11 protein-coding genes and 3 pseudogenes are annotated in these 16,181 nt (G+C 58.0%); 9 read left to right on the top strand and 5 right to left on the bottom strand.

What is annotated here, in order from left to right:
- The first annotated feature begins 229 nt into the window (after positions 1-229).
- From EOK75_RS10670 to EOK75_RS10660, 3 genes are all read left to right on the top strand, one after another.
- Positions 230-1,201 (top strand): ABC transporter substrate-binding protein, encoded by a 972-nt coding sequence (locus EOK75_RS10670; RefSeq protein WP_137193934.1) that lies wholly within the window; start codon positions 230-232, stop codon positions 1,199-1,201.
- Positions 1,202-1,377: 176 nt separating this feature from the next.
- Positions 1,378-2,415, top strand: coding sequence for an ABC transporter permease (locus EOK75_RS10665; protein WP_137193933.1), 1,038 nt, complete (start codon positions 1,378-1,380; stop codon positions 2,413-2,415).
- Between the two features lie 12 nt (positions 2,416-2,427).
- The gene (locus tag EOK75_RS10660) at positions 2,428-3,495 is read left to right on the top strand and encodes a quaternary amine ABC transporter ATP-binding protein (RefSeq protein WP_137193932.1); all 1,068 of its coding nucleotides are present in this window, start codon (positions 2,428-2,430) and stop codon (positions 3,493-3,495) included.
- 60 nt (positions 3,496-3,555) lie between these two features.
- Here EOK75_RS10660 and purU read toward each other — a convergent pair whose 3' ends face one another.
- Positions 3,556-4,440: a formyltetrahydrofolate deformylase gene (purU, locus tag EOK75_RS10655; RefSeq protein ID WP_137193931.1), complete on the bottom strand. Its 885-nt coding sequence runs from the start codon at positions 4,438-4,440 to the stop codon at positions 3,556-3,558.
- Positions 4,441-4,558: 118 nt separating this feature from the next.
- Between purU and EOK75_RS10650 the strand changes: the two are divergent.
- Positions 4,559-5,183: pseudogene (locus EOK75_RS10650) on the top strand (IS6 family transposase); the annotation flags it as partial.
- 467 nt (positions 5,184-5,650) lie between these two features.
- On the opposite strand, the pseudogene EOK75_RS10645 reads toward EOK75_RS10650, so the two are convergent.
- From EOK75_RS10645 to EOK75_RS10635, 3 genes and pseudogenes are all read right to left on the bottom strand, one after another.
- Positions 5,651-6,722 (bottom strand): annotated as a pseudogene (locus tag EOK75_RS10645) (IS110 family RNA-guided transposase).
- A 102-nt stretch (positions 6,723-6,824) separates the two neighbouring features.
- Positions 6,825-7,270: pseudogene (locus tag EOK75_RS10640) on the bottom strand (transposase); the annotation flags it as partial.
- A 966-nt stretch (positions 7,271-8,236) separates the two neighbouring features.
- Positions 8,237-9,235, bottom strand: a complete 999-nt coding sequence (locus tag EOK75_RS10635; protein WP_137193930.1) for an asparaginase — start codon at positions 9,233-9,235, stop codon at positions 8,237-8,239.
- 189 nt (positions 9,236-9,424) lie between these two features.
- Between EOK75_RS10635 and EOK75_RS10630 the strand changes: the two genes are divergently transcribed.
- The 3 genes from EOK75_RS10630 (at position 9,425) to EOK75_RS10620 (ending at position 12,442) form a co-directional block, all read left to right on the top strand.
- Entirely contained in the window at positions 9,425-9,949 is a 525-nt protein-coding gene (locus tag EOK75_RS10630; protein ID WP_137193929.1) for an invasion associated locus B family protein, read from the top strand.
- Positions 9,950-10,053: 104 nt separating this feature from the next.
- Positions 10,054-11,235, top strand: a complete 1,182-nt coding sequence (gene rlmN / locus EOK75_RS10625; RefSeq protein WP_137193928.1) for a dual-specificity RNA methyltransferase RlmN — start codon at positions 10,054-10,056, stop codon at positions 11,233-11,235.
- Positions 11,236-11,248: 13 nt separating this feature from the next.
- Entirely contained in the window at positions 11,249-12,442 is a 1,194-nt protein-coding gene (locus EOK75_RS10620; RefSeq protein WP_137193927.1) for a winged helix-turn-helix domain-containing protein, read from the top strand.
- A 3-nt stretch (positions 12,443-12,445) separates the two neighbouring features.
- Here the strand turns inward: EOK75_RS10620 and EOK75_RS10615 are convergent, their stop codons facing one another.
- Positions 12,446-13,369 carry a DMT family transporter gene (locus EOK75_RS10615; protein ID WP_137194372.1) on the bottom strand — a complete coding sequence of 308 codons (924 nt, stop codon included), beginning with the start codon at positions 13,367-13,369 and terminating at the stop codon, positions 12,446-12,448.
- Positions 13,370-13,493: 124 nt separating this feature from the next.
- Between EOK75_RS10615 and ade the strand changes: the two genes are divergently transcribed.
- Both ade and EOK75_RS10605 read left to right on the top strand, forming a co-directional pair.
- Positions 13,494-15,194: an adenine deaminase gene (ade, locus tag EOK75_RS10610; protein ID WP_137193926.1), complete on the top strand. Its 1,701-nt coding sequence runs from the start codon at positions 13,494-13,496 to the stop codon at positions 15,192-15,194.
- Positions 15,191-16,123, top strand: coding sequence for an alpha/beta hydrolase (locus tag EOK75_RS10605; protein ID WP_137193925.1), 933 nt, complete (start codon positions 15,191-15,193; stop codon positions 16,121-16,123). The genes ade and EOK75_RS10605 overlap by 4 nt, the downstream gene beginning before the upstream one ends.
- Positions 16,124-16,181 lie beyond the last annotated feature (58 nt).

Below are 16,181 nucleotides of genomic sequence, written 5' to 3'. Positions count from 1 at the left end.
CTGTTCGGCGGCTTCGGGCAAAAAAATTGCTTGGTTGCACTTTGGGGGCTTTCCGGTTAGGCATAGTCTGAAAACGACCTTAGGTGTCGCAAATTGACCTTCCAGCATCTCTTGATAAGGGGCAGCAGCTGAACTGTTTTGGATCGCGATTGCGACACAGGTGCACATTATTCGGGCTCGGCAGCAGAAGTTGCCCCGCCCAACAATCAACATGAAGGAGAAATGCCATATGAAACGCATTATTTACGGCACTGCATTTGCAGCACTCGCGATCCCGACAGCGGCTTTCGCGCAAGAGCAATGCGGCGAAGTAACGATCACCCAGATGAACTGGGATTCCGCGGCCATTGTTACGGCTGTGTCCAAGTTCTTGATGGAGCAGGGCTATGGCTGCGACGTGACTGCGGTTCCGTCCGATACGACACCGGCGATCACGTCGCTGGCTGAAAACAATGAACCCGACATTGTGACAGAGCTGTGGACCAACTCGGCAGGCGATGCTTATCTGAAGCTGAAAGCAGACGGCAAAATTGAAGAGCTGGGCCAAGTGCTTGAGCCAGGCGGTGTTGAAGGCTGGTGGCTGCCGACCTATCTGGTCGAAGCGCATCCGGAGCTGGCGACAATCGAAGGTGTTATGGCCAACCCGGAACTGGTTGGCGGCATGTTCAACAACTGCCCTGACGGCTGGGGCTGCCGCATTGTGAACGACAACCTGCTGCGTGCCTTCGACCTTGAGGGTGCCGGCTTTGAGATCTTCAACCACGGGTCCGGTGAAACACTGGCAACCTCGATGGCATCAGCCTATGGCGATGAAAAGCCTTGGTTCGGTTACTACTGGGGTCCGACAACGCCATTGGGCATGTTCGACATGACCAGCATCGATCTGGGTGAATATGATGAAGCAGCGCATCTGGCGAACCAGAATGCCAATGCGGATGATCCCAAGGTTTCGGCCTTCCCGGCTGCACCGGTTCTGACGGTTGTGACCAAGGACTTCATGGAATCCCATCCAGATATTGCCGAGCTGATGAGCAAGGTTACCTTCAAGACCGACACCATGAGCAAGCTTCTGGCCTGGAAACAGGAAGCCAACGCGACCAATGAGGAAGCTGCGGTATACTTCTTGACCAACAATCCTGACGAGTGGAGCGGTTGGATCAATGATGCTGCAAAAGAAAAACTTTCTGTACTGCTGAAATAAGCAGACTGATCGGGGCGGCGTTTCTGGCGCCGCCCTTTTACGAATTGTCGCGCCTGAAGTGGCGTTTCAGGCACATAGATTTGCCACAAGACAGGGCCAGGGTCCTCCGATCCGGCCATCTCAATAAGTGAGAAAATTTGAAAAAGGGCCACCCTGTGGGTCCGCATGAGGTATGCATGGCGACTTACGATTTTGTTTTCGATGGACTTGGGCTGCGCAATTGGTGCGGCAGTAGCAGCGATGGCGGCGGGGGCATGACCTCCATGGCGGACTTGCTGGCGAAAACATCGGGTAAGGACGCAACCGCATCTCCTTGGGAAACCCCCTTTCCATCAATGGATGAGCTGCATCGGGCTTGCCCGGGCTTTCCACAATCGCGGGAATTGACCAGCGGTTTGGAAGAAGGGTTCATGTCGATCAAGGATACCCTGAAGGTGGTCGTTGATCCGCTGACCCAACCGCTAAGCTGGGCATTGAACGAAGCGCTTTGGGTGATGCAGGCGGTTCCATGGTTTATCATGATTCCGCTTTTGATGCTGATCGCTTGGGCTGTTGGCCGGTCGCTGAAGCTGGTCGGGCTGGTCGCGCTTTGTTTCGGCTTCCTCGCCTTTGTCGATTACTATGACTACACGATGCAGACCCTTGCGATCATCTTTGTCTGTGCGTTGATATGTGTCTTGCTGGGGGTGCCAATCGGTATCGCCATGTCGCGCAGTGACCGCTTGCAGCGCGGGATGATACCGGTGCTGGATATGCTGCAAACCCTGCCGCCCTTCGTATATCTTATCCCGCTGATCTTCCTGTTCTCGGTGACCGAGCCAAAGCTTTATGGCATCGCAATTATCCTTTACGCGATCGTGCCGGTGATCCGCTTGACCGATCTTGGCATCCGTCTGGTAGATCCCGATGTGACCGAGGCGGCAGATGCCTTTGGCATGACCAAAAGCCAAAAGCTGTTCAACGTTGAAATCCCGCTGGCCCTGCCCAACATAATGGCCGGCGTCAACCAGACCATCATGATGAGCCTCGCGATGGTTGTGATCGCATCGCTTGTTTCTGCACCCGGTCTGGGTGTGCTGGTGCTGCGCGGCATCCGCTCGTTGGAGCTGGGCGTCGGTTTGCTATCCGGTTTGGGGATTGTGCTGCTTGCGATCATTCTTGACCGCGTGACCAAGGCGGCTCTTGCCCGCATCAATGTAAGCCAGTCACGTTAAGGGGTAGCAGATATGACCGATACCGAAATTAAAATCTCGATCCGCAACCTTTACAAGATCTTTGGGGATGATCCCCAACCCGCCCTGCAAATGATAAAAGATGGCATGGGCAAGACCGAGCTGTTGGAAAAGCATGGGCATGTGTTGGGGCTGAACGACATTAATGTCGATGTGCCCGCCGGTAAAACGACCGTGATCATGGGGCTGTCCGGCTCTGGCAAGTCGACGCTGATCCGGCACTTGAACCGGCTGATCGAACCAACGGCCGGCGAGGTGTGGGTCGATGGCGAGAACATCCTTGAATACAATGACGCGCAGTTGCGGCATTTGCGGCAGCACAAGATGTCGATGGTATTCCAGAAGTTTGCGTTGTTGCCGCATCGCACCGTGTTGCAAAATGCTGGCCTCGCCCCCGCAATTGAGGGGCAAAGCGAGCGGAAATATGCGGATGAGGCGCGCAAGTGGCTTGACCGCGTTGGCCTGCAAGGTCAGGGCGAACAATACCCGCATCAGCTTTCAGGTGGGATGCAGCAGCGGGTGGGGATCGCCCGCGCTTTGACCAGCAATTCAGACATCATGCTGATGGATGAAGCGTTCTCGGCGCTCGACCCGCTTATCCGCACCGACATGCAGGACCTGTTGAACGAGCTGCAGGCAGAGCTGCAAAAGACCATCGTGTTCATCACGCATGATCTGGATGAGGCGTTGAAACTCGCGGACCATCTGGTGATCCTCAAGGATGGTTTCACCGTCCAGCAGGGGGAGCCGCAGAATATCCTGTTGAACCCCGCCGATCCGTATATCGAAGATTTTGTAAGCGACATTAACCGCGCCCGCGTTCTTCGCGTCCGTTCGGTGATGACGCGTACACCCGATGCGCCGGGCGAACGGGCGGGTGAGATTGACCACAACGACAATCTGGAATCCGTGATCGCCTTGTCCGAGGGCGATACCTCCCTCAGCTACCGCGTGATGAAGGATGGCAAGCCGGTTGGCGTGCTGGATATGCGCAAGCTGGTCCGCGCCCTTGTTCCGTCTGAACAATCGGATGATCCCGAAAGCGCGCGTCGTAGCGGCTGATAGCATCCGCCTTATCTTAAGCGAAGCCGCCCCGATCATCATTGACGGGGCGGCTTTGTTTTAACCCATACGTTCAGAGGCGTATGATCCCGGAGAGGCCGGGAACACCACGGTTTTATTCCCGTTCAGGAACACGCGGCGATGGATATGGGCGTGAATGGCGCGCGCCAGAACCTGACTTTCCACATCCCGCCCCAGCGATACGTAATCATTTGGGGATTGGGCATGGGTAACGCGCACGGTGTCTTGCTCGATAATCGGCCCCTCATCAAGGTCGGAAGTAACGTAATGCGATGTCGCCCCGATCAGTTTCACCCCGCGCTGGAAGGCTTGCTTGTAGGGGTTCGCCCCCTTGAAGCTGGGCAAGAAAGAGTGGTGGATGTTGATGATCCGGCCTGACATTTTTTGGCACATCCCATCCGACAGGATCTGCATATAGCGGGCCAGAACAATCAGATCGGCGCCGGCATCCTCGACCACAGCCATAATCCGGGCTTCGGCCTCAATCTTGTTTTCCGCGGTTACCTTGATGCAGTGGAAAGGGATGTCGTGGTTCACGACAACCTTTTGATAATCCATATGGTTAGAGATCACCCCGACGATATCAATCGGCAAAGCCCCGATGCGCCAGCGGTACAAAAGATCGTTCAGGCAATGCCCGAACCGCGAGACCATGATGATGATTTTCATCTTCTGGGACTCGTCGTGGAATTCATATGACATTTTGAAGGGTTCGGCGCTTTTGGCAAAGCCCTCCGTCATCTTGGCAAGATCGACCACCCCATCGCTTTCAAAGCTGACCCGCATGAAGAAATTGCCCGTTCCCTGATCATCGAACTGGGCGCTGTCGGTGATGTTGCAACCGTTATCCGCGAGGTAATTCGCGATCGCCGCGACAATCCCGCGCGTTGAATGGCATGTGACGGTTAGGGCGTATTTGCTCATAGCTGGTCCTGTCAGAAAGCTGGGCGGCGTCTGGTGGCCGATAGGGATGTCTTTCGCAGGCGGGTTGCGCCGTCAAGGCATGAGCATCGGCATCGGTGGTTTTTATCGCCCCGCGCAGGCCGGTCGTGGCCTGATTGTCAGCCGGGAAGCGATCCGGCTTTGGGTCAATCGCTTTGGTCGGCATTTCGCAGGTTGCATCCGTCGGGATCGACCGCGGCCGAACGACAAGTGGCATCTGGACGAAGTTGTGATCACAACCCGTGGCAAAAGGCGTTGGCTGTGGCGCGCAATCGACGCAAATGACGACGTACTCGATATTCTCGTGCAAACACACCGAAATGCTAAGGCTGCAAAGCGGTTTTTCGAGAGACTGGTTGCCAAGTTTGGCGAACCCAGGGTCGTCATCACCGACAAATTACGCAGCTACATCAAGCCGATCAAAACCTTGCCCCCGGACGCCGACCACCGCGCCCACAAGGGTCTAAATAACGCGATCGAAGTTTCGCATCGACCGACCCGCAAACGAGAGAAGATCTTCGGCAAGTTCAAATCCCACGGACATGCTCAGAGGTTTCTGCTTGCACATGATCACCCTCTCATTGCGGCAAGCAGAAACTGCGGGGCAGTGGATCAACCTCATCTTCCGCCCCCGCCGCTACCAACTCACCGCAGCCTCATACCGCCGTGCCCGCTCGGATGCCTTCAGCCTTTGGGCCGACTACACCTTTGAAATGGCCGCATGATCCTACCTTTTCCACCCTTCACAAGCTGATGCCAACAACTTGGCAATACCATTTTTAGCCTTTTTTCGGCGTAGGTTCGGGTTGCTCTGTCTTGTCGAACGCATTATCAATTAGAAGCCAACCGCCACTTAGGCTCCAGCCTTCGGTAACGGGGACGTCTCCGTCAAGTGCTTTTTGACATACGCATCCGACCGCATAGTTGCAGATTTGATGACAGTTGCTTTCTGAGCCGTTCTGCTTTCGCCGCGGCCTTCGTCGGAGATCATCCCGGGTGCATGCTTCGGTCCGTGGACAGCGCGATGGCTGCCAACATGATGCTGGTTCAAATGCAATTCCGATGTGCCTATCTCATAGGTGTGCTCGATGTTGGTCGGCAACAGTCCGGAGCACGGCATTATCGGAACCACGCCTCTGGGGGAACCTCGAAGGCCTGCGGTCAGGCAGGCATCGGTTGGGAATACAATCCGTCAGGTGGCATGGGGCACGGCAGTGTGTGGTCGGAAATCGGTGTCATCAACCCACATCCGGTGCAGGATCACCCCGATACGCCGGGCTAGCGCGACCATGGCGCGCTTACCACCTCTGCGGCGGGAGACTTGCGCTGCCCATGTTCTCAGCCAGGTCGAACGCCCGCGGTGCAACATCACGGTCGCAGCCTGACATAGCGCGCGGCGCAGGTTGACATCACCTGCCTTGGTGATGCCGCCTGAGACATCGCGTTCGCCCGACTGGTTGCGTGATGGCGTCATGCCGACCCACGGGCCAACATTCTTGGGAGATGTGAACCGGGTGGGGTCATCGACGGCTGATCTGTAGGTTAGCGCGACAACAGCTCCCACTCCCGCTGCCCGGCAGGGCATTGCAAAGCAATGGCCCGAGAGGGGGCATCGACATAAGTCGACGACATACAGGGGCATCCTGAGCCATCTGGCGGACAAGGCGTTCCAATACCGCCAGCTCTTGTCGAAGGGACGCACGCGCCCGAAGCATAGGGCCTGTCGCGGCCTCCAGCATCGAATTGCCGTCCGCCAGTTCGCGGATCCGGTGGTCATACCTGCCCCGAGAGATGGCACCAACTTTCAACCCAAAGTTCCGCAACAGCCCACGCATAGACATTTCCAGGGCGATCATACCTTGCTGGATGGCCTTTCGGGCACCGAGCACGGCACGAACTTCTTGCGCCGAGACGGATTTGCAGTGAACGGGCCGGAACCAGCCAAGGTGAAGCAGGCGCGCAATGCCCTCGGCATCCCGCCGGTCCGTCTTGATTGGCATCGCCTTCAGGGCGCTTTTTACCTGGCGGGTTTCCATTAGGATGACATCCAGACCTGCTAACGTCAGCCCACGGTGCAACCATTGCGACAATGGGCCAGCCTCTAGCCCAATGGCGGCAATAGTGCCGTCCTGTTCGCGGGCCCAACGCACCAATTCTTCAGGTTCACTGGCGACCTGCGCTTCTTTCACGATCTTGCCATGCTCGCTGATCACGCAAATTGCGGTCTTTGCCAGCGATACATCCAACCCAACAAACAGTCTCATCCTGTGCCCTCTATGTGGATCCAATACGGGATGGTCGACAAATTGCCACTGATCTTGCAAGCGGTAACAGGCAGTGTGCAACGCAGGCCCCGTTACGGCATCTCATAACCAAAAGATAACGGCTGCGGCGCGAGCGATTGCTGAGAGGAAGACGGTTGGGGATCTGTCGTAGCGGGTTGAGATGCGTCGCCAATCCTTGAGCCTGCCGAACATCCTCTCAATGTGTTACCTGGCAGCGCATGTTTGCATGCGCGAGAAGGCGGTTACGTCGTTTGTAGCGGCGCTTGTCGTACTTGACGGGCTTACTACGCGACTTGCGACCGGGGATGCAGGGCGTTGTGCCCTTGCCTACAAGGGATTCACGGAACCAATCAGCATCATACCCTCGATCAGCGAGAAGCCATTCGGCGGTCGGCTGACCATTCATTAAGGCGGCTGCACCAGTATCTGACTTGTCCTGCTGTGATGAAGAGGCGGATTGGTCGTCCGCTGGTGTCAGTGACAGCATATAGCTTTGTCCCTCTCGCCGATTGTTCCAATCGTCTGCCGGGCAATGTTTCATACCGCCCTTGGTCAGCCCCCCTCTCGGGTCATTGCTGCACCTAGGGGATCGACCGGTTGATATCATAGACCTCGGTGACTTCTGCCTGCGCCACGAGGCCGGTCTGGACGTCCTATCTGGCATTGGATCCGACCTTGATCTCACATCGGAATCTGGTCATGCAAAAAATCACAATATTGCGCGGCTAACTTTAACGGAGAGATTTGCCCTCCAACTTTTGAAGATGCGCTCCAATTCGAATCCGGTCCATGAAAGCGTCAGCGAGAAGAGGGGCGTTGATGGAGTCGTACCATTCTTGGGACGAGCGTTGCGCTGATTGATCCTCAATGATTTCGAAGATATCAGTCAAATGCTGCTTGCTCATTGGACTCAATAAGTCTTATGCCTTACGCTTTTGCGTGGCCCTCACTTTTCGTCAGGTTGGCGTTCTCCGCAAAACTCCGCGCAGCTCAAAGAGAGAGCCCCGAAGATACCCGTCAGGCGTTTGCGCTCTTCGCCCGCACATCGCCCCTTGTGAAAGATGCAGGCGGTGGGGACCCTATAGCCATGTTGATCGAGAAGTATCTCGCCGAATTAAAGTCTGATGCGGTCAACGAGGCTCAGGGCCTTGTGCCCTTCGCAGGGAAAAGCGCTGCTATTGGGTGGCTGCTTCGCGGTCAGAGGCGACAGGCTTGATACATCTGGCCGCAGATGAACCCGGTCTGCAAATCAATGTGGAGAACACAGTCGGCCGCCCATCATTCATAGCTTCGTTAAAAAAAGTACCACCCGACCCCAACAACGCCCTATAGCCGCCCTGATCTTGCCACGAACATAGGTCAAACATATCTCAGTAGCGAAAGAGAACGGCTCGGTGGCTCGGCCTTTAAGCCCCCACCCAGACCGGATCATCGGGTCGATCGCTACGACCAAAAGAACGCCGTCAGCGCCACAAAGGGCTGACGGCGTTTCTTCATGCGCCTTCGCCAAACCCGGGGGCAAGACGCAGGCTTCCGGTCTCAAAACCGCGCCAGTTCCGCTCTATTGTGTTCAGACGTTTGCGGGCCGCGGGATGATCTGCGTCCAGCACGCCCAGCTTGACCAAAAGCGCCGTGATCGCCAGCTCGGCCCCGCGGGTCCCACCGTCCATGACCTTCAGCGCAATACCCTTTTGCAATTCGGGAATGATCCCGACAAAGACCGCCTCGGCCCCCGTCTTGATCGCCACCTTGCCGCCCATGGCGCGCATCAACTCGGTGCAGGCACGGCCCTCACCGGCCACCATTTCGGGATAGGCCATCATACCGCGCGACAGCCGGTAAGCCGCGTTCTGGCGCGCATCGCCATCCTCGCGCGCGGTTGCAAAATAGGCCATCGCCCGCGCCAGCCCTGCCACGCTGGTCGAATAATTCGGGGCCGAACAGCCATCAATCCCGTAGCCCGCGCTTTGCTCGCCGGTCAGCTCCTCATGGGCGGCCTTGATCGCCATTTGAACAGGGTGATCGACCTCTACATAATCCGCGTGCCCGCCAAGATGCTTGTTCAACATCAAGAACCCCGCATGCTTGCCCGAGCAATTGTTGTGCAACTGGCACGGGCTGCTGTCCGTCTTGATCAGGCGATCACGCTCTGCCTTGTCTTGCGGGGTCTGGTTGCCGCAGCGCAGATCACTTTCGCCCAGCCCCATATCCTTCAGCCAAGCCGCAACCGCTTCGGTGTGCAGCGCAGCTCCGTTGTGGCTGGCACAGACAAGGCCCAACTGCCGGGAAGTAAGATCGCGCCCCGCCCCGCTTTCCATCAAAGGCAGGGCTTGCACCATTTTGCAGCTTGATCGCGGAAAGATCACCGCATCCGGATCGCCCCAAGCCGCCTCAACCGAACCATCCGCGCCACAAATCACGGCGTGACCAAAATGTGTGCTTTCCAGTTGTCCGCCCCGCCACAACTCTGCGATCGCTGCCGAATCTGCCATTTTCCCCGTTCCTTTCGTGGATTGTGATCAAACATGCGCGATTTTCTGCGCATGGGGCTTTTATGACCTGCCCTTTTTGCGTTATGCATGAAATATCGAGTTGAAACGACCCGCGCCACAGCAAAAGCTTGAACCAAGGGTTATGTGGCCGGTTAAAGAGGCATTAAACAGCTGGAGGCTGTGATCGACATGAATTCACGCATCATCGGGGCAATTGCAGGCCTTATGCTTGGGATGGGGGCCTCCGCCGCCTTCGCACAATCCGAAACCGAATGTGTATCCGCGCAAACGGACTGGAGCGTTTGTGTCTGGAACGAACCCAAAGAGTGCTGGGGGGTCTCCAAGCCAAAGGAAACCGTGAACACCCGCAACGGGCAGGTTGTCTCGGCGCGGCGCGGTGATATCTTGATGTTTGTCACTTTCCGTCCCGGCGCAGGTGCCAAGGGTGAGGTGTCCTTTACCGGCGGCTATCCTTTTGCCAACGGCTCCACCGTAAACGTGAAAATCAGCGACAAATCCTATGAGCTGTTTACCGATGGTGAATGGGCGTGGCCTGCAAGCACCTCGGATGATGCAGGGCTTTTGGCCGCGATGAAGGCAGGGGCCTCGGCCGTTGTGACCGCACGTTCCAGTCGTGGCACGCAAACACAAGATACTTTCTCGCTGCAAGGCTTTACCGCCGCGATGAAAGAAGCAGAGCAGCGCTGCAAATAAGCCGCTGACACGAATTTCAAACGCCCTTGTGCAATCAGCGCGGGGGCGTTTTCTTTTGCCCGCATATCCTGTATAGGCAGGGCTTGCCCTCTAGGATCACAGATATGACCACCGCCCCGATCACCCAAGATGTCCACACCATCCCGCGTAAGCTGCCCGAGGGCGGCAAGACCAATATCATCGGCCTGACGCGCGACCAGCTGCGCGCCGCCTTGATCGCTGCCGGCTGTCCGGAAAAGCAGGCAAAGATGCGGGTCGGGCAAATCTGGCAATGGGTTTACTTCTTTGGCCTGCGCGACTTTGCGGAAATGACCAACCTTTCCAAGGATTTCCGCGCCCTTTTGGCCGATAAGTTCGAATTGACCCTGCCCGAGGTTGTGACGCGTCAGGTGTCCGAGGATGGCACGCGCAAATATCTGGTGCGCATTCAGGGCGGACATGAGGTGGAGGTGGTCTATATCCCCGAAACCGATCGCGGGACGCTGTGTATTTCCTCTCAGGTCGGCTGCACGCTGACCTGTTCGTTCTGCCATACCGGCACGCAAAAACTGGTCCGCAACCTGACCCCTGGAGAAATTGTCGGCCAGGTTATGCTGGCGCGGGATGATTTGGATGAATGGCCGGTCAAGGGGGCGTCAAACGCCGACCCTGCCGCGCGGCTTGTGTCAAACGTCGTGTTGATGGGCATGGGCGAGCCGCTTTATAATTTTGAGAACGTCCGCGATGCGATGAATATCGTGATGGACGGCGAAGGCATTGCCCTTGGCCGTCGCCGCATCACCCTTTCGACCAGCGGCGTTGTGCCCGAAATCGCCCGCACCGCCCAAGAGATCGGCTGCCTTTTGGCCGTCAGCTTCCATGCCACCACCGATGAGGTGCGCGACCAATTGGTGCCGATCAACAAAAAGTGGAACATCGCAACCTTGCTGGATGCCTTGCGCGCCTATCCCGGGCTGACAAATTCCGAGCGGATCACCTTTGAATATGTGATGCTTGACGGGGTCAATGACAGCAAGGAAGACGCTTACCGCTTGGTTGAACTGCTGCGCGGTATTCCGGCCAAGGTGAACCTGATCCCGTTCAATGAATGGCCCGGCGCGCCCTATAAGCGGTCTTCGGGCAACCGTATCCATGCCTTTGCCGATATCATCCATGAGGCCGGCTATGCCTCGCCGATCCGCAAGCCACGGGGTGAAGATATCATGGCCGCCTGCGGACAGCTGAAATCCGCGACCGAGCGTGCCCGCAAATCCCGCGCCCAGATTGCAAACGAAGCGGGCCTGTGATCCGCGCGCAGCGGTGAGCATCCCTCGGCTTGAAAACCCGTGCGCGCGGCGGGTTTTCTTGCATCATCATGGGCTTGGGACCACGCCGACCGGCCCCGCCAAAGGCGCGGATCTTGCCGGTTTGATTGACCAGCTTGGCTTTGTGCAGGTCGATAGCATCCGAACCGTCGCCCGCGCCCATGATCTGATCTTATTCTCGCGGCGGCAAAACTACCAACCATCGGCGTTGAAACAGTTGTTGGAAAAAGACCGCGCGCTGTTTGAGCATTGGACGCATGATGCCGCAATTCTGCCTGCGCATCTTTTCCCGCATTGGCAGCACCGTTTTGCCCGTGATGCCACGCGGTTGGAGCAAGGCTGGAAACGCTGGTTCCGCGATGGCTATGAGGAACAGTTCGAAACCATCCTTGATCGCATCCGCAAGGACGGACCCGTGACCACATCCGATGTCGGGCAGGGGGAGGCACGGTCCAAGGGCGGCTGGTGGGATTGGCACCCGTCGAAAACCGCGCTGGAATGGCTGTGGCGGACCGGCGTGCTTTCAATCGCAGGGCGCGACGGTTTCCAGAAAATCTATGATCTGACCGAGCGTGTGATCCCCGCCGCCCACCGCTTGCCCGCCCCCGATATGGCCGCGCATCATGATTGGGCCTGCCTTTCGGCGCTGCAACGGCTTGGCTTTGCCACAGCGGGGGAGCTGGCCGCGTTCTGGGCCGCCATTCCCAATGCTGCCGCCCGTGATTGGTGCGCAAAGGCGTTGAAACAAGGCCGGATCAAAGAGGTCGATATCGAGGCCGCAGATGGCAGCCTGCGCCGCAGCTTCATGCTGCCGGGCACGCTTACCGCTGACCTTGCGCCTGCCCCGCCGCGTATCCGCATCCTTTCGCCCTTTGATCCGGCCTTGCGTGACCGCGCCCGCGCCGAGCGTCTGTTCGGCTTTCGCTACCGGATCGAGGTGTTCGTGCCGCAAGCCAAACGCCAATACGGTTACTATGTGTTTCCGGTGCTAGAAGGGGAGCGTATCATCGGGCGGATCGATGCCAAGGCTTACCGCGATGACGGCACGCTGCGTGTTCGGGCCTTTTGGCCCGAGGCAGGGATCACAATGGGCAAAGGGCGGCTATCGCGGCTAGAGGATGCCCTCACGCGGCTCGCGCGCTTTGCCGATTGCCCTACGGTCGAATTTGCCGCTGATTGGCTGCGATAGCGGCTAGCCTTGCGGCGTCATCGCGCGGCGTTGCTTGGCGCGTTCCAACCCCAGTTTACGCTCTCGCCAGATGATAAGCACACCGGCGGTGACGACGATGGCGGCCCCTGTCAGCATGGTTATGGTTGGCACCTCGTCAAACACCCAATAGCCGATCGCCAGCGCAAAAATCATTGAGGCATAATCAAAGGGTGCTACAACCGATGCATCTGCCTCGCGGTAGCTGGACGTTAGCAAAATCTGCCCGACACCGCCCAAAAGTCCGGCCAAAATCAAAAGCCCCGCCTCTTTGGCCGAGGGGATAACCCAGCCGAACGGCAATGTGACCAGCGACAGCACCGTCGCGGTCAACGAGAAGTAAAACACGATGGCGGAGGTTGTTTCCTGCATCACGAGCTTGCGCACAAACACCTGCGCCAGGGCGGCGAACACAGCCCCGCCCAGCACCAGCATCGCACCAAGGGCGGCTGCATCATCATTGCCCGCCCCGGGAACCACCGTCAAACGCGGGCTGAGCACGATCAGCACCCCGATCAATCCAAGCACAACGGCAGAAATGCGGAACAGGCGCACATCCTCGCCCAGAAACATCGCGGCGAAAATCACGGTCAACAGGGGCGCGGCATAGCCGATTGCCGTCACCTCGGGCAAAGGCAAATAACCAAGCCCCGCAAAGCCAAGCCCCATCGCCATCGTCCCCACCACACCGCGCCAGATATGCCCTATCGGTGCGCTTGCCTTCAGGCCGGTTTGCAGTTCCCCGCGCATCATCAGCCATATAAGGATGACAGGCATGGCAAAGAGGGAACGGAAGAAGACAGCCTCACCGGGGGGCACATGGGCCGCCGTGGATTTGATCAAAGAGGCCATGAGAATAAAATTCACGACCGAGCACAGTTTGTAAAAAATGCCGCGCATCGGGCGCATGGTAAGGGCCTTTTTCTTGGGTTGCGCAAGGTGGACCATCTTTTACAGGGCGATACAAGCCCCGCCGGGGCTGGACGCCGCCGCCGTCATAGGCTTTTCTATGCAAAAGCAAAGGATTTCAGATATGGCCACCGCCCCTCTCTCTGCCCGCATCGCCCAAGGTCAGGGACAGGCCCCCGCAGATGTGGTTTTGCGCGGGGGACGGGTGTTTGATCTGATCACCGGTGATCTGGTTGAAACCGATGTGGCGATTTGCGGCGATACCATCGTAGGTGTCTATGATGATTATGACGGCGCGCAGGTCATTGATGTATCAGGGCAAATCCTTGTGCCGGGGTTTATCGACACGCATCTTCATATCGAAAGCAGCCTTGTTACCCCGTTCGAGTTTGACCGCCTCGTGACCCCTCTGGGGGTGACCACCGCGATTTGCGACCCGCATGAGATTGCGAATGTTTGTGGCTTGACCGGCATTCAGTATTTCCTTGAGGCCTCGGCGCTGACGCTGATGGATATCCGCGTGCAGCTTTCGTCATGTGTGCCCTCAACCCATATGGAAACGGCGGGCGCGGTGCTGGAGGCGGGCGATCTTTTGCCGCTCAAGGATCATCCGCGCAGCCTTGGTCTTGCGGAATTTATGAACTTCCCCGGTGTTTTGATGCAAAACCCCAGCGCCATGGCCAAGCTGGAGGGCTTTGCAGGCCGCCATATCGACGGGCATTGCCCCTTGCTGCGCGGTAAGGGGCTGAACGGATATATCGCGGCAGGCATCCGCACCGAACATGAGGCGACCACCGCCGAAGAAGCACTGGAGAAGCTGCGCAAAGGCATGCGGGTGTTGATCCGTGAGGGGTCGGTTTCCAAGGATCTGCATGCGCTGGCACCTTTGATCACGGAACGCCACTCGCCCTATATCGCCTTTTGCACCGATGACCGGAACCCGCTGGATATCGCAGAGCAGGGGCATCTGGATTACATGATCCGTACGGCGATTGCGCTGGGGGCGCCGCCCTTGGCCGTCTACCGCGCCGCCAGCCTTTCTGCCGCCGAGGCCTTCGGGTTGAAGGATCGCGGTTTGATTGCCCCGGGGAAACGCGCGGATATTGTGGTGATCGACAGCCTTGAAAGCTGCCGTGCCAGCATGGTCTTTGCAGGCGGGGTACAAGCCAATAAAGCCAATTTCGCCGCACGCCGCACAATCGCCCCCGTGGCCCGCAACTCGGTCAAGGCGCCAAAAATCACCGCGACCGATTTCCGCACCGGCGGCAACCGCACGCAAACCCCCGTGATCGGGATCATCCCCGGCAAGATCATAACCGAGCATCTGACCTTCAATGTCCCCCCCCGTGACGGCGACAAAGCGCCCGACATCGCCCGCGACCTGGTAAAAATTGCCGTGATCGAGCGCCACGGCAAGAACGGCAATCGTGCGACGGGCTTTGTGCAGGGGTTTGGCCTGAAACGGGGGGCGATTGCCTCTACCGTGTGCCATGACCATCACAATATCGCGGTGGTCGGTGCGGATTACGACGATATGGCGCTGGCCGTAACGCGATTGGGTGAGATCGAGGGCGGCTTTGTCGTGGTCGAAGGTGGCCGCGTGCTGGCCGAGCTGGCGCTGCCGGTTGCGGGGTTGATGAGCCTTGAGCCGTTTGAAACCGTCCGCCATGCGCTCGAAGACCTGCGTGCCGCCGCCCGCAGCCTTGGTGTTGTGCTAGAGGAGCCGTTCTTGCAGCTCGCCTTCCTGTGCCTGCCTGTGATCCCGCATCTGAAGATCACTGATCACGGCATGGTCGACGTCGATAAATTTGAGGTGATGCCATGAGCTATCCTGCCAAATATGATACGTTGCTTGATGCCCAGACATGGGAGTTCATCCGTAAAACCGAAAGCTTTTATCCGCCGGACGCGGTCGGGCTAGGCGTGGCCGATCAGCGCAAGGTTTACGATAAGATGTGCCGTGCCTTTAACGCCCCCCACCCGCCGGGGCTGGAGGTGCATGACACGACATTGGACCATATCCCCCTGCGCCACTACCGCGCCGCAAAAGACGCGCCCGCACAGGTGCTTTATCTGCACGGTGGCGGGTTCGTGGTCGGCGGTCTGGAAAGCCATGACAGTGTCTGTGCCGAGATTTCTGCGCGCACCGGCTTTGACCTCACAGCGGTCGACTACCGATTGTCGCCTGAACATCCCTTTCCGCAAGACCTCGATGATGCTGTGCACGCAGCCAAGGCACAGACAGGCAAGCCCTTGATTTTGGTAGGTGATAGCGCGGGGGCCAATCTGTGCGCGGCGGTGTCAGCCGCCTTGATCGGCGCCAAGGATGCGCCCGTGGGGCAAGTGCTGATCTATCCGCAACTGGGCGCGACAGAGGTTACGCCCAGCATGGCCGCCCATGCAAATGCCCCCATGCTGGGCGCTGCGGATTGTGGCTATTATGCCAGCATCCGCTCTGCGCAAAACCCCAAAACTGTGACCGACCCGCGCTTCTCGCCCCTATGTGCGGCGTCCTTTGCCGAGCTGCCGCCAACGGTGGCCATCAGCGCCGAATGTGACCCCTTGGCCGATGATGCCGCCCTTTATTGCGCTGCGATCACCGCCGCCGGGGGCCGCGCCCTGCATATCCAAGAGGCAGGTCTGGTCCACGGCTACCTCCGCGCACGTCATAGCGTCGACCGCGCAAAATCCAGCTTCACCCGCATCATCAATGCGGTTTCGACTTTGGCGCGGGGCGAATGGCCCACCGTGTGAAAACCAACAATCCCGCATAGTTATCATTCAAATAGCTGCCCATTTTAACGCCGTCTTT

The sequence above is a fragment of the Pseudorhodobacter turbinis genome (genome assembly GCF_005234135.1).
Classification (GTDB): Bacteria; Pseudomonadota; Alphaproteobacteria; order Rhodobacterales; family Rhodobacteraceae; genus Pseudorhodobacter; species Pseudorhodobacter turbinis.
This window is presented reverse-complemented; position numbering and strand designations above follow the sequence as displayed.

Bases quoted from the DNA above. Each gene is read 5' to 3' on its own strand.
- EOK75_RS10670 (WP_137193934.1), top strand. From the start codon at position 230: ATGAAACGCATTATTTACGGCACTGCATTTGCAGCACTCGCGATCCCG.
- EOK75_RS10630 (WP_137193929.1), top strand. From the start codon at position 9,425: ATGAATTCACGCATCATCGGGGCAATTGCAGGCCTTATGCTTGGGATG.
- ade (WP_137193926.1), top strand. From the start codon at position 13,494: ATGGCCACCGCCCCTCTCTCTGCCCGCATCGCCCAAGGTCAGGGACAG.
- EOK75_RS10615 (WP_137194372.1), bottom strand. From the start codon at position 13,369: ATGCGCCCGATGCGCGGCATTTTTTACAAACTGTGCTCGGTCGTGAAT.
- EOK75_RS10635 (WP_137193930.1), bottom strand. From the start codon at position 9,235: ATGGCAGATTCGGCAGCGATCGCAGAGTTGTGGCGGGGCGGACAACTG.
- rlmN (WP_137193928.1), top strand. From the start codon at position 10,054: ATGACCACCGCCCCGATCACCCAAGATGTCCACACCATCCCGCGTAAG.
- EOK75_RS10660 (WP_137193932.1), top strand. From the start codon at position 2,428: ATGACCGATACCGAAATTAAAATCTCGATCCGCAACCTTTACAAGATC.
- purU (WP_137193931.1), bottom strand. From the start codon at position 4,440: ATGAGCAAATACGCCCTAACCGTCACATGCCATTCAACGCGCGGGATT.
- EOK75_RS10605 (WP_137193925.1), top strand. From the start codon at position 15,191: ATGAGCTATCCTGCCAAATATGATACGTTGCTTGATGCCCAGACATGG.
- EOK75_RS10665 (WP_137193933.1), top strand. From the start codon at position 1,378: ATGGCGACTTACGATTTTGTTTTCGATGGACTTGGGCTGCGCAATTGG.